The sequence below is a fragment of the Pelistega ratti genome, assembly GCF_009833965.1.
Taxonomy (GTDB): domain Bacteria; phylum Pseudomonadota; class Gammaproteobacteria; order Burkholderiales; family Burkholderiaceae_B; genus Taylorella; species Taylorella ratti.
The window spans coordinates 593153-616021 of record NZ_CP047165.1; the positions used below are offsets into that span (position 1 = coordinate 593153).

The window sequence follows — 22869 nt, forward strand, 5'->3', positions numbered from 1 at the left end:
CCATTATGTCTATTAAGCTCACCCCTCGCCAGAAAGAAGTCCTTAACCTTATCCAAGAGATTATTCATAAAACAGGTATTCCGCCTACACGTGCTGAACTTGCTCAATCACTTGGTTTTAAGTCTCCTAATGCCGCTGAAGACCATATTCGTGCGCTTCACAAAAAAGGGGCTTTACTCCTTAGTCCGGGGGCTTCTCGTGGTATTCGGCTTAATCCTGATTTTTTTGAAAATAATACCGTTCTTAATCAAACGACACCTATTACTGACAAAAGTATCCCTTCTTCCGAAAAATCAACCACGCATCACGCATCTGTTCGTCATACACTAGCCAAAACTGTCAATAAAGTCAGCGATTTTATTAAGGATACTCGCTTAACATTACCAGTTATTGGACGTGTCGCTGCTGGCTATCCTATTGATGCCATTGAACATCAAGAACAAGCTTTACAGCTTGATCCTGCCTTATTTAGCGATCAACCCGATTATCTGCTCAAGGTAAAAGGTGAAAGCATGAAAAATATTGGCATCTTAGATGGTGATTTACTCGCCGTCAAAAAAACAAGTCATGTCCGTAATGGACAGATTGTGATTGCTCGCATTGAAGACGAAGTTACGGTAAAACGTTTTCAACGTTCAGGTAAGGTGATTGAATTACTCCCTGAAAATGAGGATTTTCAACCCATTATTGTTGATGGCTCTCAATCTTTTGCCATTGAGGGAATTGCCGTTGGATTGATTCGTTCTACCGCTTTGCATTAATTATTGGTATCCATGGCTATAAACTCACCCGGCAACTCATATATTGAGCCCCATACTGCTCTGCTCTTTGCTGTACTTTCTTAGCCACATTTAACAACCATCCCTTACTATGATAAGTACCACGTGAATACCCACCCCATCCCTCATGGTAGTTTAGGTATTGATGATAGGCATCCCATTTAGATGTACCATTTACCGATTGTGATTTGTGCATATACCACCCCACAAAATCCACGGCATCCGCAAAATTATCACGGCTTACGAAAGAAAGTTGATTTTCTTTTTTATAGTCTCCCCATACTTCATCTTTTGCTTGAGGATAACCATAGGCTGAGCTCACACGCCCCATCGGAATAATCCCTAAAAAATAATCTTTAGGCGGTTTAGCATCATGCTTAAAACTAGATTCTTGATACAGGATAGACAGTACAATTTGTGGCGGTGCTCCCCATTTATCCCTTGTTTTTTCAAGTGCAATACCCCAATCTGGTTTTTCATTCAAAATATCACACATATTTTCTGGGCTTCTAGGCGGTGTCGTTGAGGCACAGGACACTAAAAAGAGTACACTTAGTAAAGCGATATATTTCTTATTCATCATTTTTGGAACAACACACTATGTAAGACGTATCAACTGCTTAGGTTAATGACAGATGGGAATATCTCTACCCTCGCATTGTATAATAAACTGAATAAAACCATTTGAAAATAGGTGGTATAGGATAATTTGTACATAGATGTAATTTTTGTTCACTTTTTTACAAATACCCTATCACTATCCCATACCAATAATCTGGGTTACAATCAACCCTATTTTAGTCTCCCCCCCATTTCTTGCATTTTATTTTTTGACCAGTACGCTATGCAAAATACAAACCGAGTTTTCTATGCCTTTTATATTAGTTTTTTACTCTTAATTAGTGTAGGATTTTTATATCTACTTTACCCCTTTTTCTCTGCTATTTTTTGGGGGATTATTTTTGCGATACTCTTTCAGCCTATTTATCGTAAGATACTAAAAAAAATGCCTAAACGACATAATCTCGCCGCATTACTCACGTTATTACTAACCTTTCTTATCGCTATTATACCGCTCAGTTTAATTACAACCGCCCTCACCAAAGAAGTGCTTGATTTATATAACAGAGTACAATCTGGTGAGCTTAATCTTGGGGTTTATGCGGATCATATTTTTGACAACTTACCTGTTTTTGCCAAAGAAATCCTTGAGCGTTATCAAATTAACGATATGTTTAGCTTACGTGAAAAATTAATGGTGTTTTTCAATAATGCTAGCCGTCTTTTAGCCAATGAGTTTGTTCAGCTCAGTCAAAATACCTTCTCATTCTTAATCACCATGGGTGTGATGATTTATTTACTCTTTTTCCTTATTCGAGATGGTTCTCTTATTAATCGACAGGTTCATCGCCTTATTCCATTAAGTAATGCACACAAATTACATCTCTTTGATAAATTTATCACGGTAATTCGAGCAACGGTAAAAGGCAATTTCCTTGTAGCTATTGTACAAGGAGCATTAGGTGGTGCTATATTTGCCTTTTTAGGGATTAAGGGTGCTTTACTCTGGGGGGTTATTATGGCTTTCCTATCCCTATTACCTGCTGTGGGTGCTGCTATTATTTGGTTTCCCGTGGCGGTTTATTTCCTTGTTACTGGGGCTTATTGGGAAGGCGGTATTCTGATTGCATATGGGGTATGCGTCATTGGTCTTGCCGATAATATACTTCGTCCTATTTTAGTAGGGAAAGACACTAAACTGCCTGATTATCTTATTCTTATTTCAACGCTAGGGGGGATTTCAGTCTTCGGGATTAATGGTTTTGTTATTGGGCCTTTGTTAGCCGCATTATTTTTAGCGTTTTGGGATGAATTACCCAATGCTACGGCTTTATTAAATGACATAGAGACACAGACCACACAACCACCAGAGATTGATTTGTCTAAAGCTAGTGATAAACAATCATAAGCATTACATGATTTATCTCTCCGTTTTACCTTGCTATAGATAGTAAGGTAATTTGGGGGGATAATGTATCTTATAAAAAGTTGCTTTACTACAACACTCTATATGATTTATTAAGCGTTCCACAAAAAATCACTTGCTGAATACTTAAAAAATCGGCATAATTATATTTCTTTCAGCGAGCGTGGCGGAATTGGTAGACGCACTGGATTTAGGTTCCAGCGCCGAGAGGTGTAAGAGTTCGAGTCTCTTCGCTCGCACCAGTATTAAGGGTCTTGGTTACGTACCAAGACCTTTTTGCTATGGTTTTCTTATTTCGTTTCATACCTATATTGGCTGATATGTTGATTCGACACGCTATCCTCCCCCCTCTTATTCGTATTGTTTTATTCGGTCTTTTTGGTTTTGCCGTAACACGGTTAAATCTGTATCTGAGTTATCCCGATTATTTTAATGTTTTAAATACAAATGAAGTAGCAATTGCTTTTCTCAAGGGGATTCAGTTTGATATTGCCACTCTAGCCACAACATGTCTGCTTTTCTTTATTCTTTTACTACTCCCCTTTAAAGCCATTCAAAAAAACCGTATTCGTCTGCTAGCTAGTTATGCTATTGGCATCATTCTTTTTATTCTTTTTGCTTATTCCTTAATTGATACCAGTTACTTTGGCGAAGTCAAACGACATATTGGCTCTGAAATTCTGAATATTAGCCATGATATTGGGGCTATTTCAGGTATTGCTTTTAGCTCTCGATTAGGGGATACAATAAGGGGGGTATTTATTCTCCTAGGTCTTTGGCTAATTTGGTCATTTTTTGTGATAAAGCCTATCAAGCAATCCACTGCCTATCTACCCTCTTCCCTTATTATTCGTCTTATCTGCTTTTTACTAGGGGCTGCTTTTTTAGTCTTTGCCATTCGAGGTTTTATCCCTAAAGGACGACCACTAAATATTGCTGATGCTTTTACACAAAATGGTAAGCTTCAACAAGCCAATCTTATTTTAAATCCAACTTATCTCACCTTTAGAGAAAGCCAAAAACGTCTTCATCAAACACCTTTAAAGTTAGTAGATAAAGAAACACTTTCTACCTTTAAACATAACAACCCACAATTTTTTACATGGCAAAATCCTCAGGCTATTCCATCAAAGAAAAATATTGTCTTTATTCTGCTAGAAAGCTGGACATATAAATATATTGATAGCCTTAGCGGTTCTCACTATCAAGCAACACCTTTCTTTGATAGTTTGGTCAAACAATCACAGGTTTGGGACAATTACTATGCGGCAGGACAACGTAGCATCATTGGTATCCAATCCGTTCTCTCTTCTATTCCAGCACTCCCCAATGAACCGACTATTGGTTTTGGTTTAGAAATAAAGCAAATGAGCCGTATCGCCGATATCGCCAACCAGTATAATTACCGTACTATTATGATGCAAACCTCTAACCGCCGTTCATTCCAAATGGAAAATATTGCTAAGGCACAAGGGTTTAGTGAATATTACGGTAAAGAAGATATACCTATTATCCGAGACTACCCTCAAGAACCACCCCACTTTGGTTGGGACTACGATAGTTTACAGTTCTTAGCGAACCAATTAATTAATGGGAAAGGACAACAGCCCTTTTTTACTTTTTTCTTTTCTGGTACAACACACGAGCCTTTTCCTCGTTTACCAGCTGAATTTGAAATCTACCCGCATCACCAACGTCAGGAATCTGGCTATCTCAATGCCTTACGGTATAGTGATTGGTCTTTACAACAATTCTTTAACCGTATAGAAAATGAACCTTGGTTTAAAGATACTATTTTTATTTTTAGTGCGGATCATACCCTTAATTTACTCAAAGATAATCCTTCTTGCGCTTCTAACGACAAGCAATGTGAAGCCGCTACGGCAATATCTAATGAGGACTTTCATATTCCTTTACTGATTTATACACCTGATGGTTCTTTAGCGCCTGTACGTCATTCTTCGCTTGCTTCTCAGTATGATTTACTACCAACAATGGTTGATCTACTTGGTTTTAAAGAAAAAATCCATACTTTTGGGCATTCATTATTTGATACGCAACAAAAAGACTTTGTTTATCTCTTTCAAAATGATTTATTAGGGATGAGCACCGCTAATCAATGGTTATTTTTTAATGAAAAGGGTATCCAAGCACAAAGTGGTGCACTTGATGAAAACACTTTAGAGCATCTTCATCGTTTAAAATTAAAATTACAATATGCTGATGAATTAATTCGTCACAATAAATGGGCAGATTAATATGAATCCTTTACTTAATCAATTAAAACCTTATCCTTTTGAGCGTTTACGTCAGCTCCTTGCTGATGCTAAGCCTACCCATCAATATGAACAGCCTATTAATCTTTCTATTGGTGAACCTAAACACGCTACCCCTCCTATTATCAAAGAGGCGATTATGGCTAATTTAAACGGATTAGCCAGTTATCCCGCTACAAAAGGTAGCTTAGCATTACGCACCACCATTGCTCAATGGATTGCTCGCCGTTATGATATTGATACACCTAATCCAGACACACAAGTGCTACCCTGTTTAGGCTCAAGAGAAGCATTATTTTCTTTTATTCAAACCCTATTAACAGGGGAACAAGATAGTATTGTTGTTTGCCCTAATCCTTTTTATCAAATTTATGAAGGCGCTAGCTATTTAGGTGGTGCTACCCCCTATTTTGTGAATGCTAGCCTTGATCACCCCTTTACCCACGAGTGGGAAAGCATTCCTGAATCAGTCTGGCAAAAAACACAATTATTAATTGTCTGCTCTCCCGATAATCCAACAGGTCGAGTGGTATCCCTAGCAGAGTGGCAATATTTATTTGAACTCAGTGATAAATATAACTTTATTATTGCATCAGATGAATGTTATTCTGAAATTTATTTTGATCAAAAACCATTGGGTATTTTACAAGCAGCTACCCTTTGCGGACGCAGTGATTATCACCGTATGATTTGTTTCTCAAGCCTATCCAAACGCTCTAATGTTCCTGGTATGCGTTCAGGCTTTGTGGCAGGTGATGAAAAGCTCATTAAACCATTTTTACTCTACCGTACCTATCATGGTAGTGCCATGAGTGATGTTGTTGCTGCAGCAAGTATTGTCGCATGGCAAGATGAAGAACACGTTAAGCAAAATCGCATACTTTACCAAGAAAAATTTAAACATGTTTTTCCTATTCTTAAACCCGTTCTTGATGTAACAATGCCAGAGGCTTCTTTTTATCTCTGGGCAGGTACACCCATTGCCGATACCGATTTTGTCAAAGCGTTATATGAACACGCTAACGTTACTCTATTACCTGGTAGCTTTTTGAGTCGAGAAAATACCGCAGGTATTAACCCCGGTAAAAATCGTGTTCGTATCGCCCTAGTTGCCCCTATAGAAGAATGTATTGAAGGAGCAAAAAGAATTGCTCAATTTGTTAAAACAATGAAGATTGGTTAAAAATAAATAGTTTATATATGAATTATTTGTCATAGATAATAGCGTGAATAATACTTTCATTTTTTACGCTATCATCTCACTGACTAAATACGATGCTTTTTAAAAGTTATCACACCATAGTGAAAAAAACAGTCAGCACTGAACACCAATCTGATAATGGCTAGGTAATATAACTAGAAATAACGCTATTATTTTTCTTATAATAATTTTTATAAAATTCAATTTAAAAGGGCTGTACGCCATTTGAATACAGCCCTTATTATTAATGGTTTATTTAATCTGCTCTTAACCGCTGTAAAAAAGCCTTTGTTCTCTCATGTTGAGGATGATGAAATAAATCCTCTGGTGAGCCTTGCTCTACAATAACACCCCCATCCATCACTACAACAATATCAGCCACATCAAGGGCAAATTTTATTTCATGTGTAACCACAACCATTGTCCAACCTTCATGAGCCAATTCTTTCATCGTATTTAATACATCTTGCACTAGTTCAGGATCTAATGCGGAAGTAGGTTCATCAAAAAGCATCAACTCAGGTTGAATAGCCAAAGCACGAGCAATCCCTACCCGTTGTTGCTGCCCTCCTGATAATTGGAAAGGATAAAGATTGGCTTTATCTACTAACCCTACTTTTTCCAATAAAACCATGGCTTCTTGTTTGGCAACCGCTATATTTTTACCTTGTACATATACAGGCCCTTCGATAATATTTTCAAGGGCAGTTTTATGGGGGAATAGGTTATATTGCTGGAAAACCATACCCGAACGGCGGCGTAATGCCAAAATATCCTTTTGAATTGATGGGCTAGTAAAATCAATCTTCAGCATAGGATCGTGCGTAAAAGTGATCGTACCTTGTTCGGGTAATTCTAAAGCATTAAGACAACGTAAAAAAGTCGTTTTTCCCGAACCAGAAGGCCCTAAAATAACAACCACCTGCCCTTTTTGAATAGTAAGGTCTATCCCCCGTAACACGGCATTATCACCAAAGGTTTTATGAATATTACGAACTTCTATCATAGCTATAGTATAAAAACTTAATTAAAATGGCTATTATTTCGCCACATAGCGATCCATTCGCTTCTCAATCCGTGCCTGAATCATAAAAAGTACCCAACAAAAACACCAGTAAATAAATGCTGCTTCAATATAAACGGGTAAAAAGTCATAAGATGCATTAGCAATTTGCTGTGCCACACGGAACATCTCTGTGACGGTAACAACAGAAGCAAGGGAGGTTTCTTTAAAAAGGCTAATAAAACTGTTACTCAACGGAGGAACCGCTACACGAAAGGCTTGCGGTGCAATAATGCGCCGAAAAGTTTGCAAATAAGTCATACCAATGGTATAGCCTGCTTCCCATTGCCCTTTAGGAACAGAAAGAATAGAGGCACGCACGGTTTCTGAGGCATATGCTCCTACATTTAAGGAGAAACCGATAATACCAGCAGGAATAGGATCAATAAAGATACCTATTGCTGGTAAACCGTAGAACACAATACAGAGCTGTACTAACATCGGTGTTCCACGAATAATAGAAATATAGACATTCACAAATGCCAATAGCACACGATGTAAAATACCACTAACGGGTGTTACTCTCAATAAAGCAACACCCACTGCAATAATCATACCTAAAATAAATGACACAATAGCAAGCGGTATGGATACCAATACCGCCGCTTTTACAATAGGAAAAAAACCATTAATAACCAAGTCAGCTCGTGCTTGGTCCATAAACGGTAAGGAAGCAATAAAACTATTTAACACTGATATCTTTACCAAAGAATTGTTCACCAATTTTTTTCAATGTGCCATCATTACGTAACTCAATCACCGCTTCACTAATTTTAGCTAACGCTTCTTGATTACCTTTATTAGCGACAAAACCAGCACCAACTTTCTCTTCTGAAGGGCTTTCCCAAACAATTTTAAGCCCTGATTTTGGGTTTTTCTTCAAATAATCTAATAAAGCAAGATTATCGTTAAGGGTTAAATCAGCACGTTTTTGTTCAATCAGTTTAAGCCCTTGTGCCATACCATCAATAGGAACAATTTCTGCTTGCATCTTAACCGCTAGCTCACCATAGTTACTGCTAAGCGTTTGTGCCGCTTTACGTCCTTTAATATCTGTAATATCTTTGATATCATTATTATCTTGGCGTACCACCATCATCACCCCAGACCAGTTGTAAGGTTCTGATTTATCAAATGTTGCTTGACGCTCTGGCGTGGTAAGTGCTACTTGGTTAGCCACCAAATCAAAGCGACCTGCTTTTAAACCTGCCAACATGGCATCCCATTGTGTTTCTTTAAACTCTACTTTAACGCCTAGTTTCTCCGCAACTGCTCGTGTTACTTCCACATCATAGCCTGTTAGCTTTCCACTGGCATCATGATACGTAAAGGGAGCATAAGTCCCTTCCGTACCTACGGTAATAGTACCTTTATTATTGATACGATCTAATAGACTATCTGCAGCATAAGCATTTACCGTAAAAGCAAAAGTAGATACTGCTAAGAGAGCAAATTTTTTTAACATCATTTTTCCTTATAACAAAAAGTTTGGAATCATCTATTTTTAGTAATAAATAAGCATTTTAATAAAAATTAACCATAAATCAAATAACTTTTGGTTATAAAAATATACCATTCCAAGCGACTTATATCATGGGGGTGCTAGTATAACATTCAAATAATGAATAAGGTATTTTTATTATTCAACCTTACCATCAATACCCTATTAAGAGGCTTTAGATAATTGAGTAGATAACTCTTTTGCTCGCAATGTAGCAGCTTGCATGGCTTGAGCAACTATTTCTTCAAATTCCTGTTGTTTAAAATAATCCAATGCAGCAGCCGTTGTCCCTCCTTTAGAGGTAACATTTTGGCGTAATTGAGCAGGTTCTACATCTGATTGATCCGCTAATATTGCTGCTCCTAATACCGTTTGAATGGCTAGGGCTTTTGCTTCTTCTGGTGCTAAACCCAGTTTAATCCCCCCCTCAATCAATGCTTCAATAAATAAAAACACATAAGCAGGCCCACTACCAGATAAACCTGTAATCGCATCTAATAAGGCTTCTTGCTCAACCTGTGTCACTATACCTACCGATTGTAATAAGGATTTTGCGAGTATCACATCACTTTGCTTGACGGCTGGTGTAGCATATAAACCCGTGCATCCTTTTCTAACAAATGCAGGCGTATTTGGCATGGTACGGATGATATAAGAGTGATTTAACCATTTCTCTAATGTCGCTACTTCTAAACCTGCTGCAATACTTATCACCAAAGTATCTGATTGTAGATAAGGCTTTGTTGCTTGAACTACCTGTTGCATATCTTGCGGTTTAACCGCATAAATCCATACATGGCAAGCAGAAAGTTGCTCATTTGGTGTTGTTAAAACATCCACTCCTAAGTCTCTCCATACTTGCGCAGCTTGTTCATAACGTTCGAGCACTACTAACGATTGGGGGGATGTACTGGCTAAAATACCTTCACCTAAAGCACGTGCCATATTACCCCCACCAATAAACGCAATTTTTGTTGTTTGAGACATACATTTACTCCTATTTTCTCAATTTATAAGTACTATTCCGTCTCTTTTTTGTCAAAAAAGAACGTTAATATAATAGCTATTCATACGCTACATTGTAATGAATGTTAGGTTAAAAAAAACAAAATGATACTTTTTAATTTCATTTTTTAATGTTTTTTCTGCACATCATAACGACATACGAGTAATATTACGTTATTCTTTTTAGTTATATTGATAATTTATATTTTTATTGTCCTTTTTAGGGAGTTTACAATACCATGAAATTTATACCTAAATCGTTAGCCATCGCTACATTACTAGCGGCAACAAGCAGTGCTTTTGCCACGACAACGATTACTTTTTGGCACTCAATGGAAGGCACATTAGGTGAGTTAGTCAATCAAATGACGGATGACTTTAACAAAAGCCAAACAGAATATACGGTTGTACCTACTTATAAAGGGAACTACACTGAAGGCATGAATGCAGGGATTGCAGCATATCGTGCAGGACAGGCCCCTGATATTTTACAGGTATTTGAAGTTGGAACAGCCACCATGATGTTCTCAAAAGGGGCTATTAAACCCATCCAAGAGATGAGTGAAGAAATCGGTAATCCTATTGATAGTAATAAATTTGTCCCCGGTATTGCAGGTTACTACTCAGATACCAATGGTAAGCTCGCCTCTATGCCATTTAATAGCTCAACCCCTGTTTTTTACTATAATAAAGACCTTTTTGCTAAAGCAGGTCTTGATGTCAATAATCCCCCAAAAACCTACCAAGAAATTCGTGAAGCTGCCAAAAAGCTAAAGGCAGCCGGTGCAGAGTGTGGTTATACTACCTCATGGCCATCATGGGTATTGATTGAAAACTTTGGTGCACTACATAATATCCCTTATGCTTCCAAAAATAATGGATTCGGTGGTTTAGACACACGCATTGATTTAACCCAAGACGCTTTTGTCAAAAACTTTGAACTCCTCAATGATATGGTAAAAGAGGGTACATTTACTTATGCAGGACGTGCGGATGCAGGTAACGCCCTATTCTCTTCGGGTAAATGTGCGATGTTTACTGGTTCAAGTGGTTCTCGTGGCGGTTTTATTAAAAATGCTAAATTTGAATTTGGTATTGCACGCTTACCATACAATAGCGATATTATCGAAAAACCACTTAATAGCGTGATTGGTGGTGCTTCTCTATGGGTTTTCAGTAAAAAATCACCTGAAACTTACAAAGGAATTACCGCTTTCTTCCACTATCTCTCAAGTACAGATGTCGCTGCTCAATGGCACCAAAAAACAGGCTATGTCCCTGTTGTCAAATCTGCTTATGAGCAAACTAAAGACTCTGGTTTCTATGCACAAAACCCGGGTACAGATATTCCTTTCTTACAACTTAATGTCGCTACTACTGATGCCTCTCGTGGTGTTCGTTTAGGTTTCCTTCCTCAAATCCGTGATATTCAAGAAGGTGAAATGGAAAAAATCTTCTCTCAAAAAGTATCCGTACAAGATGGTTTAGCACAGATGACCAAACGAGATAATGAGTTATTAACTCGTTTTGAAAATAGTAATAAGTAATCATTCGAGATTACCATCATACCGCTTTCCTAGCGATATGATTATTCATTCAATTATAAAGTAAGGGTGAATCATGTATTTACCTTTACTTTTAAGTATATTGCTGTGTACTTAAATGTACATCCTATTTTAAAGATTGAATGGGTTCTCCCTACCATTTTTTGTTGGTATTTATTTATGGAAAAACGAGTTGTATTTACACATAAAACATTACCCTACCTTTTATTAGCTCCCCAATTAGCCATTACGCTAATTTTCTTTTTTTGGCCTGCAGGTCAAGCGATTTGGCAATCTTTTTTTCTTGAAGATGCTTTTGGAGGAGGAAAAGAATTTGTAGGTTTAGATAACTATATCGCCCTTTTTAATGACCCTAGTTATTATGACTCTTTCTGGGTAACCGTTGTTTTTTCTCTCTTGGTAGCAAGTATAGGTCTAGCTGTCGCCCTACTCTTAGCGGTTATGGCGGATAGAGTAGTACGCTTTGCAACCACCTATAAAACACTGATTATCTGGCCTTATGCCGTAGCACCTGCTGTGGTTGGGGTTTTATGGGTATTTATGTTTTCACCTGCTATTGGTACAGTAGCCGTCTATCTTGCTCAACTGGGTATTGGATGGAATCCACAACTTGATGCCAATGACGCCATGATTCTCGTTGTAATGGCTTCTATTTGGAAACAAATTTCCTACAATTTTCTGTTTTTCTTAGCTGGCTTACAGGCTATTCCTCGCTCACTCATTGAGGCAGCTGCTATTGATGGAGCATCTCCATTCCGCCGTTTTTGGAGTATTGTATTTCCCTTACTCTCACCGACTACCTTCTTTTTACTCATTATCAATATGGTTTATGCGTTCTTTGATACCTTTGCTATTATTGATATTACGACTCAAGGTGGCCCCGGTTCTTCTACCAATGTACTGGTTTATAACGTTTATAAAACGGCTTTTAAATCATTTGACTACGGTTCTTCGGGAGCGCAATCCGTTATTCTGCTACTAATTGTAGTTGCCTTAACGGTTATTCAATTCCGTTACATTGATCGAAAAGTACAATACTAAAAGGAATTTATTATGGTAGAACGTCGTCCTTGGTTAGATATATTAGCCCATGCCACTTTAATTATTGGTTTAATCATGGTGGCTTTCCCACTTTATCTTGCTTTTGTTGCTTCCACACAAACAGCTCAAGAAGTTGCCAATGCACCCATGTCCCTTATCCCGGGCTCTCATCTTATTGAAAATTATCGCGATGCTTTATTAGGAGAAGGTCGTGCTAATGCAAACCCTGTCAGCCATATGCTATGGGTAAGCTTTGTCACCGCCATGATTATTGCCGTGGGTAAAATCACCATTTCTATGCTCTCTGCTTTTGCGATTGTCTATTTTCGTTTTCGCTTTCGTATGATTTTTTTCTGGATGATTTTTGTCACCTTGATGCTACCTGTGGAAGTACGCATTTCGCCTACTTTTGAAGTAGTCGCCAGTCTAGGGCTTGTCAATACCTATGCAGGTCTCACATTACCCTTAATTGCATCAGCAACAGCGACTTTTTTATTTAGACAATTTTTTATGACCGTTCCTGATGAGTTAGTTGAGGCTGCTCGTATTGACGGGGCGGGTCCTATGCGTTTTTTTAAAGATATTTTATTTCCACTCTCTCGTACCAGTATTGCAGCCCTATTTGTTATTCAATTTACCTATGGTTGGAATCAGTACCTATGGCCACTTGTCATGAAAACCACAGAAGACTTAACCCCTATTGTTGTTGGTATCCGTACAATGATTGGCGGTGGTGATAGTGTTACTAGCTGGAACTTAGTCATGGCAACGGCTATTCTCGCTATGATTCCTCCTGGTCTTGTTGTATTACTCATGCAAAAATGGTTTGTAAAAGGTCTTGTGGACGCTGAAAAATAAGGATTTTATAACATGGCAACATTAAATTTTAAACAAGTCAAAAAAGTTTATCCCGGTAATGTAGCAGTCATTCATGGCATTGATTTACATATCAATGATGGTGAATTTATCGTGATTGTCGGCCCCTCTGGTTGCGGTAAATCTACGCTTATGCGTATGGTGGCTGGTCTTGAATCCGTGACGGAGGGTAATATTGAAATTGATGGCAAAATTGTCAATCAATTAGAACCTGCTGATCGTGATATTGCTATGGTTTTCCAAAACTATGCCCTTTATCCGCATATGTCAGTGTATGACAATATGGCGTATGGACTTAAAATTCGTCAATTTAGCAAAGAAGAAATTGATAAACGTGTACAAGCAGCCGCCAAAATTCTTGAATTAGGGCATTTATTAGATAGACGACCTCGCCAGTTATCAGGTGGTCAGCGCCAACGTGTGGCTATGGGTCGTGCTATTGTGAGAGAGCCTAAGGTATTCTTGTTTGATGAGCCTCTCTCTAATCTTGATGCAAAATTACGTGTTCAAATGCGTCTTGAAATTCAAAAACTTCATGCTCGTCTTAAAACAACTAGCTTATATGTTACCCATGATCAAGTGGAAGCAATGACCTTAGCCAACCGTATGGTGGTGATGAATAAAGGTTTTGCTGAACAAATTGGTACCCCTGTAGAAGTATTTGAAAAACCTGCTTCTACCTTTGTTGCTAGCTTTATTGGTTCTCCTCCTATGAACCTTATTACCGTTAAAGTCTCTGCTGAAGGGGTAATCACAACAGCAAACGGAATTACACTGGCTATTGATAACCAAACCATTCCAGCTCATATTAGAAACCAAGACGTTATTCTCGGTATTCGCCCTGAGCATCTTAGCTTGCATATACCACAGTTTCCTGTACAAGTTGAGATGGTAGAAATATTAGGTTCAGAGCAATTGATCCACTGCACATTGGATGGACAATCTCTTGTTATACGAGCCGATCTTCATGAGACCGATCATCAGCCCATCAAATCAGGTGATACCATCCAAATTGGTTGTCATCCTAAATTTGCACTCCATTGGTTTAATAAAGAAACGGGGCGACGTATAGAGAAATAAAGATTTTATTTAGAAAGTCTTGTTTAACCCCCAATGTTAATTATCCATATTGGGGGCTATTTTTTAGATAGCTAATATGATGAATAAAGATATTATTCCACTTTATCAATGACTATAAACGCATACTATCAATAAAGAAAAACTGTCTTATTTCTTTATTACTACATTCACACCTCTCGCAAAACCCCTTTATCCATCACTAATTGCCGATCAGCTAAAGCCGCTAATTTAGGATCATGGGTCACAATCACAAAAGCGGTATTAAATGTTTTATTCACTTCTTTTAATAAAGCAAACATACTTTCAGCTGTTTCCGTATCAAGATTTCCTGTTGGCTCATCTGCCAATACAACCACAGGATTAGCCACCAAAGCACGCGCTAATGCCACTCGCTGACGCTCTCCCCCTGACAACTCGCCCGGTCGATGCAGTACACGATCTTTTAGCCCTACTTTTTCCAATACCTCTTTTGCTAATTCTCTTGCTTTTTGATAAGATTCACGGCGCATAATTAGGGGCATTGCCACATTATCTAAAGCCGTAAATTCAGGCAATAGATGGTGAAATTGATACACAAAACCTAGTTTTTGATTACGTAATCGACTTCGTTCACTTTCCGTTAAGGATACCGTATCAATACCATCAATAATCACCTGACCTTGTGTTGGCTGATCCAATAAACCCATGATATGTAATAAGGTACTTTTTCCTGAGCCTGATGCACCAATAATAGCTAGCATTTCACCCCTTTTAACCTCTAAATGTACCCCTCTTAAAATATCTAAGGTTTCTGTCCCATCAAAATAAGACTTGGTCACATTCTCAATATGTAAAGCATTTGCCGTATTAGTCATGACGAAGTACCTCCGCTGGTTGTAATCTTGATGCTCGCCAACTTGGATAAAGTGTTGCTAGTAAAGATAAAACTAATGAGGTAATCCCAACAATAGCCACTTCATTTAACTCTACTTGAGAGGGTAACTGATTAATAATATACACCCCTGGATCTAAGAAATGTGTTCCTAATAAATTCTCAATAAACGGTACAATCACATCAATATTATAGGCAATTAAACACCCTAAACCCACTCCAATGAATGTACCTAAAATACCAATAAGCGACCCTTGCACCAGAAAAATACCTGCAATTGAACGAGGACTAGCCCCTAATGTACGCAAAATCGCAATATCCGCTTGTTTATCTTTAACAGACATCACCAAAGACGATAAAAGATTAAAAGCTGCTACAGCAACAATAAGAGCTAGAATCATAAACATCATTCGTTTTTCTGTTTTTACGGCAGCAAACCATGTACGGTTATCATACGTCCAATCCCTAACGATATAATGAGGAGATAAAGTTTCCATAAGGGATTGAGCCACTTCAGGTGCTTTAATCATATTTTTAATTTTAAGTCTTGCTCCTGCTATCCCCATATCTCTAAAAAGAACGGCAGCATCATAAACAGAGATAAAGGCAAGACTGGCATCATACTCATAATGCCCAGAAGAAAAAATTCCTGTTACATGGAATTGTCGCATACGCGGTGAAAAACCAGATGGGTTTAATGAACCTTGAGGCGACATCAGTAATACCGTATCCCCCATTTGTACACCTAACTCAGCCGCCACTCGACTACCTAATACAATATTAAAACTACCCTTTTGTAAAGAATTTAAATCACCCTGTATAATTTGCTGGGGTAGATCAGATACATCACCCTCCGTTTCGGGTAGAATACCTCTAATTTGCACCCCTTTTAAAATATTTTGTCTGGCAAGCATTCCCCCTGCCGACACAAAAGCAGAAGCCCCAATGACATCTGTATTTTTCATCGCTTCTGCTTTTAACTCTGTCCATGACTCTACCGCTTCTTGTGCCGAAATAGAGGGATTAAAAACTTGGATATGGGGTAAAACAGATAACATTCTATCGCGCACTTGCACCTGAAAACCGGTCATCACCGATAATACAACAATCAATGCTGCTACCCCCAAGGCAATCCCTGCCATAGAGCTTCCTGCCACAAAAGAAACAAAACGGTCACGTTTTTTACCACGTCCTTTTGAGCGTGTTAGCCCTGCATATCGAGAGCCAATCCATAATTCATAAGGTAATTTCACCATAATACTTTTCTATCAAAGGTGTTTAAGGGTACAATCCATCTATGGATATTTTAATTTTAGGGGCACTTCCCCATCATTTAATGGCAAAAGAAAGCGAGGCTTATTTAGAAAAACAAGCCCCATTCTTAACGCACTTATTACAAACACATCAGGCACAAACCGAATGGTTCGATATTGAAACCCTTGGATGCACACCTTATGAATATTATCAACTTAAACAAGTTGCTTATCATAGTCAGGACGGTTTTTATGCCAGAGGGTTAGCGCCTTTACGTTGTCCCGCCCATTTTAACACTGCTTTACCTAAAAACCTTTATTTAATGACACTTTGTCATATAGAAGTTGGTTTAAACCATGCTTCTCTCTATTTACAAGAAGAGTTAAATATTCCGGCAAATGAAAGTACAGCCCTCTTTGAGCAAGCAAAAACACTTTTTGAAAATACACCCTTTTCATTACTAAGCTACGATGCCGATACTGCCCTCATTGATTTAGGGAATAATTTTGATTACCCCTTACCAAGCCCTGCCCTATTAGCAACAGGTTATATTAATGATTGGTATCGTCCACAGATACTTCCTCGCACTTTGCAAAATAGCTTAAATGAACTACAGATGAGTTGGTATGACCATCCTATTAATGTAGCTCGCCAATCTCGCGGTGAAAAAGCTATTAATAGTGCATGGATTTACGGCGGTGCTAGTAAAGCAGATATTAAAACAATTTCCCCTACTACCCATGATTCAATTACTTTAGATACACTTTTTTTCAGTCATTTGCATCAAGATTGGGGAAGTTGGTTAGCACAGCTTAATAATATCGATCAACAATTAAAATCCTTGCACTCTGCTCAAAATCGTTATATATTTTTTGGTTTTGACCGTATCACCACATTAACTCCCTTACCTTGGTGGCACAAATTTTTAACTCGTAAAGATCAATGGAAACAATGGTGGTCTCTTTCCAAGTAAGCAATCGTCCAATCAACCCCGATTATCAGACACAGTTAATCGCACAAGGTGCTAATCCCTTAATGGCAAAATTATGGGCTGCTCGAGGGGTTTCTGATATAGAACAAACCGAAACCTCTTGGCAAAAACTCATTGCCCCTCAACTACTCACACAAGTTGAAAAGGGTGCAACTATTCTTGCTGATGCTATCGAAGCCAATAAACAACTGCTTATTATTGCTGATTATGATTGTGATGGCGCAACGGCTTGTGCCGTTGGTGTACGAGCCTTACGTATGATGGGGGCAAACATTAATTTTATGGTACCTAATCGCTTTGAGACAGGTTATGGACTATCCCCTGCTGTTATTGATGTGATGCTTGAGCGTGTCTATCCAAAGCCTGATTTAATTATCACGGTTGATAATGGTATCGCTAGTGTAGAGGGGGTTGAAGCAGCTAAAAAGGTGGGTATTGATGTACTAATTACAGATCACCACTTACCGGGAGATACCCTACCCGATGCCTTAGCTATTATTAATCCTAATCAAAAAGATTGCCAATTTCCCTCTAAAAATTTAGCTGGGGTTGGCGTTATTTTCTATACCATGATTGCTTTACGGGCAGAATTACGCCGCCGAGGGCATTTTACACAAAAGCCTGAACCTCGTCTTGATGAGCTTGCCGATTTAGTCGCTCTAGGAACGGTTGCCGATGTGGTTAAACTGGATAGTAATAACCGCTTATTAGTTACACAGGGTTTACAAAAAATCCGTTCAGGTAAAATGCAAGCTGGTATTCAAGCACTTTTTGATATTGCAAGCACAGATCCCCGACAAGCCAGTAGTATGGATTTAGGTTTTAAAATTGGTCCCCGTATTAATGCGGCAGGACGATTGGCTGATATGAGTATTGGTATTCGTTGTCTTATTAGCCAAGATTATGATGAAGCCTTTGAATTAGCCAAACAGCTTAACGATTGGAACAGTACTCGCCGTCATATCGAACAAGAGATGAGTCAGCAAGCCTTACAAGAGATTGAAAGTGAAGCATTTAAACTCAAACACGCCATTTGTGTATTTAATCCTGAGTGGCATCAAGGTGTTGTTGGTATCGTTGCCTCACGATTAAAAGAGAAATTCTGGAAACCCACCCTTGCTTTTGCCCCCGGTGATGATGGTGAGATTCGGGGTTCAGGTCGATCTGTACCTGATGTACACTTGCGTGATGCCTTAGATTTGGTCTCCAAACGCTACCCTACACTTATCCAAAAGTTTGGGGGTCATGCTATGGCTGCAGGACTCACGATTTATCAAAAAGATTTTGACACGTTTATTACTGCTTTTGACCAAGCGGTTGTTGATATTAGTGGTAAAACCCATTTTTCACCCCTTATTGAAACTGATGGAACACTTGATATTCAATATAGCACCGTAGAAACCGCCATTGCTTTAAGCCAGTATGTATGGGGCGCAGGCTTTCCATCCCCCCTTTTTAGAGATACATTTACAGTTAAAGAACAATACCTACTCAAAGAAAAACACCTTAAATTATTACTTGAACGTGAGGGAGTAAGGTTTAATGCTATTTGGTTTAATCACCCAGAAATGGTAGATGAACAAGTTGAACTGATTTATGAAGTTGTACCAAATTACTGGCAAGGTAATGTTTCACTACAATTACTGATTCGATATACCGTATAAAGTATAGTTGAGGCGATAAAATTAACGCTAGCGCTATTCATATAACAACACTGTTATTAGCGTTAAAATACCATTCATTAGTTTAGAAGCTAAAATTATTATCAATAGAAATAATAAAAACAGGATATATGCGCTATGAAAAAATACCTTATGCCCAGATACTTTATCATGATATACGTATTACTACAGGGCTGTAGCACTTATATAGATCCTAATGCCTCTGTTGATGGAGTAATAGGAACAGTAGGTGGTGCGTTAGGAAATGTAAGATTGGTGAAGTAATAAAGTAAAATAGGAAGATATTTAGCAATATAATAAGGTCTTTACGCTATTCTATAATAACCAAAAAGAACCTGACTATCCCACTATTATTGGCATTTTTTATAGTAGAGTTTTAAAAATAATAATGAGTCTATATAGAATAACTCAGAGAAAGTGATTATTTATTTTTTAATAAAGTAATAATCTCTTTTAAGGCTTGAATTTCTGCTTTTTGTTGTTCAATAAGTTCTTCTTTATGCACAATAGTTAATTTTAATTTTTCATTTTCTAAAACTAACTGTTCATTACCTGCATAATAATTTGAACTATTATGGCTATTTTCACTAAATAAACAAATTAAACCATTCTCCTTGGCTGTCATCAACTCAATAATATCAATATTAAATATATTTGCTATTTGCTGTAGTCTATCTAAGTTTAACTTACTTTCTCCTCTTTCAATACGCGCATAGCTTGTGGGTGATATTTCCAACTTTTCTGCCATTTCTTCCTGAGACCAATTTTTAATTTCTCGCATTGCTCGGATTTTATCTTGAATATTCATCTACCGTTTTTCTCTCTATTTTCTATCAAATTTCGGAATTTTCCACCTATTTACGCTATGGATTACAAGCAATAACTTCCATAAAATACTACACAATATAAGATTTATTCTACACCATTTTTAATAAACGAGGATATTTATAATGAGAAAGCAAACGTTAAAATTTCTTCCTATTGTGGGGAGCATTTTATTTATTACAGGATGTATACACACACAGCCCTTTATTCCTAAAGCACTAAATGAGGATGCAAAAGGTATTACGACAGTACGCTCAACACCTTATGGTTGTAAGGTATTGGGGGAAGTAGAAGGAAAAGATGCTATTCCAGAGACAAGTCCTAATGTTAAGATTGTTAGTCGTCATAAGGATGTAATGAGAGAAGGTGCATTAAATGATTTACGCAATAATGCGGTTACTGTCACAGGGAAAAAAAATCGTATCACCTTACGTATTATTGATGAAAAACCTATTTGTAGATATTCCGGTCTTCCAAATCAAGATTGCCCTGTAGATAGTCGGGTTAGTGATGCCTATATCATCACCGCCCAAATCTTTGAATGTGGGGAAAAATAGTCACCCATTCTTCACTTACTTTTACTAGTACACTTCGGTAACTTAATAAAAATAACTCCCTATAACATAGGATAGTAGATAGTTTTGCACATTACCCATTCAAAAATAGTCTAGGTATCCCAATAAAACAAAATATCACTATCCTATCTACTTTATTTATCAAGGATAATATGCTACTTTTTAGTAAACCACTCCCTATCATCTTATTATTAGCACTAGTTGGTTGCTCTAGTATCCCTAAAATTCCAGAACAAGATATACCTGCTGAAATACTAACCACCTCTAATGGTGCAACTATCAAGATAGAGTATACTCATAAAGAAGACCCCTCACAATATTATAAAAGCGATGAAACAAAACAGGCTAGAATCGCACGATTAAGAATCATTGACAAAGGGCATGATGCCAGAGCAGATGTGAATGATGTCACCGCAACCATTCTTTGCAATCCACTCTCACTCTTTAGTCTCTTAGGAGTATGTTCACCAAAAATCTATACTCATGAAAAAGAAGATTTATTCGGGGATATTACTCCCATTCAAAATATTGCCTTAACCTATGCTTACCCTAAATATAAAGAGAAATTAATCAAACATCTACGTTTACCTAAGGTAGCCGACTATACCACAACACCTATCTACTTCATTCCTTTAGAGAATTATTTAGTTTTTGAAGATAATGGATATTACCAATTAAATATTGGTTTTAAAATTTTTCCTAAAAACAGTAATGCTCAAAAAATGTATATCTGTCAAGAAACCAAAACAGGCTTGCCCTTACAGCAGTGGCAAGCTAATAACTACGAATTAGCCAAAAAGCAAGGAGAATTATTAATTGATAAATGTTTTGAAAATTTCAGAACAGACCATTGGGAAAATTTAGCTGCTTTTCTTGAAAGACAAAGAGAAGATGAATTATAAATAAATATACAATAGCATAATAACTATATTTATCACCCCAATAATATGCAAAACAATCCTACTTGAATAGACTACTATTCAAAATAAATTACCATTTTTATAGTAGTCATTCATACCAATTCTCTATTCAACAAAAAAGTATTTTATTATTCACTATTTTTCATATTTTAATAGTAATAAATAGATATTTTCTACGACATCATTTAGCTTTAATATACCTATTACTCACTCCTTTATGCTAAAATGAAAGGTTAATAAAAACATAAATACACTCAGAGGATAGCGAGTTTATGGAAATCGAACGTCAAAACCTTTTAGCAGCAGCTTTAGCTGATTATGCAGAGCGAGAAAAATCGCTTAGGGGGTATCTTTGACTTTGAAGAAAAGTCAGAACGTTTACAAGTCGTTAATTTAGAGATGGAAGACCCCAGTATTTGGGAAAATCCAGAAAAAGCGCAAGAACTGGGACGAGAAAAGAAAAACCTAGAAAATATTGTCCTCGTGCTAGCTGATTTACGACAATCCATAAAAGATAGCCAAGAACTTTTTGAACTTGCCAGTAGCGACCAAGATGATGATACCTTGCTAGCTATTGAAGAAGATGCTAAAAAATATGCAGAAATCATTGAAGGATTTGAATTTAGGCGTATGTTTAGCAATCCAGCCGATCCGCTTAATTGCTTTGTGGATATTCAAGCAGGTGCAGGTGGTACAGAAGCTCAAGACTGGGCATCTATGTTGTTACGTCAATACCTACGCTATTGTGAACGTAAAGGATTCAAAACTGAGGTACTTGAAGAGTCAGACGGTGATGTAGCAGGGATTAAATCAGCTACAATTAAAGTAGAAGGTGAATATGCCTTTGGATTTTTACGGACAGAAAGTGGTGTACATCGTCTCGTACGTAAAAGCCCCTTTGATTCTGCCAATGGTCGCCATACTTCTTTTGCCAGTCTCTATGTTTATCCAGAAATTGATGATTCGATAGAAATTGAAATCAATCCTGCTGATTTACGTATTGATACTTATCGAGCAAGTGGTGCAGGCGGTCAGCACATTAATAAAACAGACTCTGCTGTTCGTATTACCCACCAACCCACAGGAATTGTGGTGCAATGTCAAAATGACCGTTCACAACACCGCAATAAAGCAGAAGCAATGTCTATGCTACGCTCAAAACTCTATGAGCTAGAAATGCGAAAACGCATGGCAGATCAGCAAAAACTAGAAGATGCCAAAACAGATGTTGGTTGGGGACATCAAATCCGCTCTTATGTACTGGATCAAAGTCGTATTAAAGATTTACGCACCAATGTCGAAATCTCTAATACCCAAAAAGTCTTAGATGGCGATTTAGATGCCTTTATTGAAGCGAGTCTTAAACAAGGAATCTAA

Annotated in this window: 21 protein-coding genes and 1 tRNA gene; 14 read left to right on the forward strand and 8 right to left on the reverse strand. The window is 37.6% G+C overall.

What is annotated here, in order from left to right; genetic code table 11:
* Nucleotides 1–5: 5 nt before the first annotated feature.
* Nucleotides 6–761: a transcriptional repressor LexA gene (gene lexA / locus F9B76_RS02425; RefSeq protein ID WP_159990657.1), complete on the forward strand. Its 756-nt coding sequence runs from the start codon at nucleotides 6–8 to the stop codon at nucleotides 759–761.
* Between the two features lie 16 nt (nucleotides 762–777).
* Here the strand turns inward: lexA and F9B76_RS02430 are convergent, their stop codons facing one another.
* Nucleotides 778–1359, reverse strand: a complete 582-nt coding sequence (locus F9B76_RS02430) for a transglycosylase SLT domain-containing protein (protein ID WP_159992062.1) — start codon at nucleotides 1357–1359, stop codon at nucleotides 778–780.
* A 264-nt stretch (nucleotides 1360–1623) separates the two neighbouring features.
* Between F9B76_RS02430 and F9B76_RS02435 the strand changes: the two genes are divergently transcribed.
* The 4 genes from F9B76_RS02435 to dapC all read left to right on the forward strand — a co-directional run bounded on the left by F9B76_RS02435 (nucleotide 1624) and on the right by dapC (nucleotide 6225).
* Nucleotides 1624–2748 carry an AI-2E family transporter gene (locus F9B76_RS02435; RefSeq protein ID WP_159990658.1) on the forward strand — a complete coding sequence of 375 codons (1125 nt, stop codon included), beginning with the start codon at nucleotides 1624–1626 and terminating at the stop codon, nucleotides 2746–2748.
* Between the two features lie 175 nt (nucleotides 2749–2923).
* Nucleotides 2924–3008, forward strand: a tRNA-Leu gene (locus F9B76_RS02440).
* Between the two features lie 78 nt (nucleotides 3009–3086).
* Nucleotides 3087–5024: an LTA synthase family protein gene (locus tag F9B76_RS02445; RefSeq protein ID WP_159990659.1), complete on the forward strand. Its 1938-nt coding sequence runs from the start codon at nucleotides 3087–3089 to the stop codon at nucleotides 5022–5024.
* A gap of 1 nt (nucleotide 5025) precedes the next feature.
* On the forward strand, nucleotides 5026–6225 hold the full coding sequence (gene dapC / locus F9B76_RS02450; protein WP_159990660.1) for a succinyldiaminopimelate transaminase: 1200 nt from the start codon (nucleotides 5026–5028) through the stop codon (nucleotides 6223–6225).
* 274 nt (nucleotides 6226–6499) lie between these two features.
* On the opposite strand, the gene F9B76_RS02455 is transcribed toward dapC, so the two are convergent.
* The 4 genes from F9B76_RS02455 to proC form a co-directional block, all read right to left on the reverse strand.
* Nucleotides 6500–7249 (reverse strand): amino acid ABC transporter ATP-binding protein, encoded by a 750-nt coding sequence (locus tag F9B76_RS02455; RefSeq protein ID WP_159990661.1) that lies wholly within the window; start codon nucleotides 7247–7249, stop codon nucleotides 6500–6502.
* A 33-nt stretch (nucleotides 7250–7282) separates the two neighbouring features.
* Nucleotides 7283–7966: an amino acid ABC transporter permease gene (locus F9B76_RS02460; protein ID WP_201289370.1), complete on the reverse strand. Its 684-nt coding sequence runs from the start codon at nucleotides 7964–7966 to the stop codon at nucleotides 7283–7285.
* 22 nt (nucleotides 7967–7988) lie between these two features.
* Nucleotides 7989–8774: an amino acid ABC transporter substrate-binding protein gene (locus F9B76_RS02465; RefSeq protein ID WP_201289334.1), complete on the reverse strand. Its 786-nt coding sequence runs from the start codon at nucleotides 8772–8774 to the stop codon at nucleotides 7989–7991.
* A 198-nt stretch (nucleotides 8775–8972) separates the two neighbouring features.
* Nucleotides 8973–9794: a pyrroline-5-carboxylate reductase gene (gene proC / locus F9B76_RS02470; protein ID WP_159990663.1), complete on the reverse strand. Its 822-nt coding sequence runs from the start codon at nucleotides 9792–9794 to the stop codon at nucleotides 8973–8975.
* A 257-nt stretch (nucleotides 9795–10051) separates the two neighbouring features.
* Between proC and ugpB the strand changes: the two genes are divergently transcribed.
* From ugpB to F9B76_RS02490, 4 genes are all read left to right on the forward strand, one after another.
* The gene (gene ugpB, locus F9B76_RS02475) at nucleotides 10052–11359 is read left to right on the forward strand and encodes a sn-glycerol-3-phosphate ABC transporter substrate-binding protein UgpB (RefSeq protein WP_159990664.1); all 1308 of its coding nucleotides are present in this window, start codon (nucleotides 10052–10054) and stop codon (nucleotides 11357–11359) included.
* A gap of 177 nt (nucleotides 11360–11536) precedes the next feature.
* Nucleotides 11537–12418: a sn-glycerol-3-phosphate ABC transporter permease UgpA gene (ugpA, locus tag F9B76_RS02480; RefSeq protein ID WP_159990665.1), complete on the forward strand. Its 882-nt coding sequence runs from the start codon at nucleotides 11537–11539 to the stop codon at nucleotides 12416–12418.
* A 12-nt stretch (nucleotides 12419–12430) separates the two neighbouring features.
* Nucleotides 12431–13276: a sn-glycerol-3-phosphate ABC transporter permease UgpE gene (ugpE, locus tag F9B76_RS02485; RefSeq protein ID WP_159990666.1), complete on the forward strand. Its 846-nt coding sequence runs from the start codon at nucleotides 12431–12433 to the stop codon at nucleotides 13274–13276.
* Between the two features lie 12 nt (nucleotides 13277–13288).
* Nucleotides 13289–14374, forward strand: coding sequence for a sn-glycerol-3-phosphate import ATP-binding protein UgpC (locus tag F9B76_RS02490; RefSeq protein WP_159990667.1), 1086 nt, complete (start codon nucleotides 13289–13291; stop codon nucleotides 14372–14374).
* A 167-nt stretch (nucleotides 14375–14541) separates the two neighbouring features.
* Here the strand turns inward: F9B76_RS02490 and lolD are convergent, their stop codons facing one another.
* The gene (gene lolD / locus F9B76_RS02495) at nucleotides 14542–15228 is read right to left on the reverse strand and encodes a lipoprotein-releasing ABC transporter ATP-binding protein LolD (protein WP_159990668.1); all 687 of its coding nucleotides are present in this window, start codon (nucleotides 15226–15228) and stop codon (nucleotides 14542–14544) included.
* A complete protein-coding gene (locus F9B76_RS02500) occupies nucleotides 15221–16501 on the reverse strand; it encodes a lipoprotein-releasing ABC transporter permease subunit (protein WP_159990669.1) in 1281 nt (426 codons plus the stop codon). Before F9B76_RS02500 ends, lolD begins: the two co-directional genes overlap by 8 nt.
* 41 nt (nucleotides 16502–16542) lie before the next feature.
* Between F9B76_RS02500 and F9B76_RS02505 the strand changes: the two genes are divergently transcribed.
* Nucleotides 16543–17472, forward strand: a complete 930-nt coding sequence (locus F9B76_RS02505; RefSeq protein WP_159990670.1) for a hypothetical protein — start codon at nucleotides 16543–16545, stop codon at nucleotides 17470–17472.
* The gene (recJ, locus tag F9B76_RS02510; RefSeq protein WP_159990671.1) at nucleotides 17442–19154 is read left to right on the forward strand and encodes a single-stranded-DNA-specific exonuclease RecJ; all 1713 of its coding nucleotides are present in this window, start codon (nucleotides 17442–17444) and stop codon (nucleotides 19152–19154) included. The genes F9B76_RS02505 and recJ overlap by 31 nt, the downstream gene beginning before the upstream one ends.
* Nucleotides 19155–19593: 439 nt before the next feature.
* Here the strand turns inward: recJ and F9B76_RS02515 are convergent, their stop codons facing one another.
* Complete coding sequence (locus F9B76_RS02515) at nucleotides 19594–19980, reverse strand: helix-turn-helix domain-containing protein (RefSeq protein ID WP_159990672.1); 387 nt, start codon at nucleotides 19978–19980, stop codon at nucleotides 19594–19596.
* A 142-nt stretch (nucleotides 19981–20122) separates the two neighbouring features.
* Between F9B76_RS02515 and F9B76_RS02520 the strand changes: the two genes are divergently transcribed.
* The 3 genes from F9B76_RS02520 (at nucleotide 20123) to prfB (ending at nucleotide 22869) form a co-directional block, all read left to right on the forward strand.
* On the forward strand, nucleotides 20123–20554 hold the full coding sequence (locus F9B76_RS02520) for a DUF4156 domain-containing protein (RefSeq protein ID WP_159990673.1): 432 nt from the start codon (nucleotides 20123–20125) through the stop codon (nucleotides 20552–20554).
* 170 nt (nucleotides 20555–20724) lie between these two features.
* Nucleotides 20725–21474, forward strand: a complete 750-nt coding sequence (locus F9B76_RS02525) for a hypothetical protein (protein ID WP_159990674.1) — start codon at nucleotides 20725–20727, stop codon at nucleotides 21472–21474.
* 290 nt (nucleotides 21475–21764) lie between these two features.
* A protein-coding gene (prfB, locus tag F9B76_RS02530; protein ID WP_159990675.1) for a peptide chain release factor 2 occupies nucleotides 21765–22869 on the forward strand; the annotation gives its coding sequence in 2 pieces (ribosomal slippage) (nucleotides 21765–21845 and nucleotides 21847–22869; 1104 coding nt in all).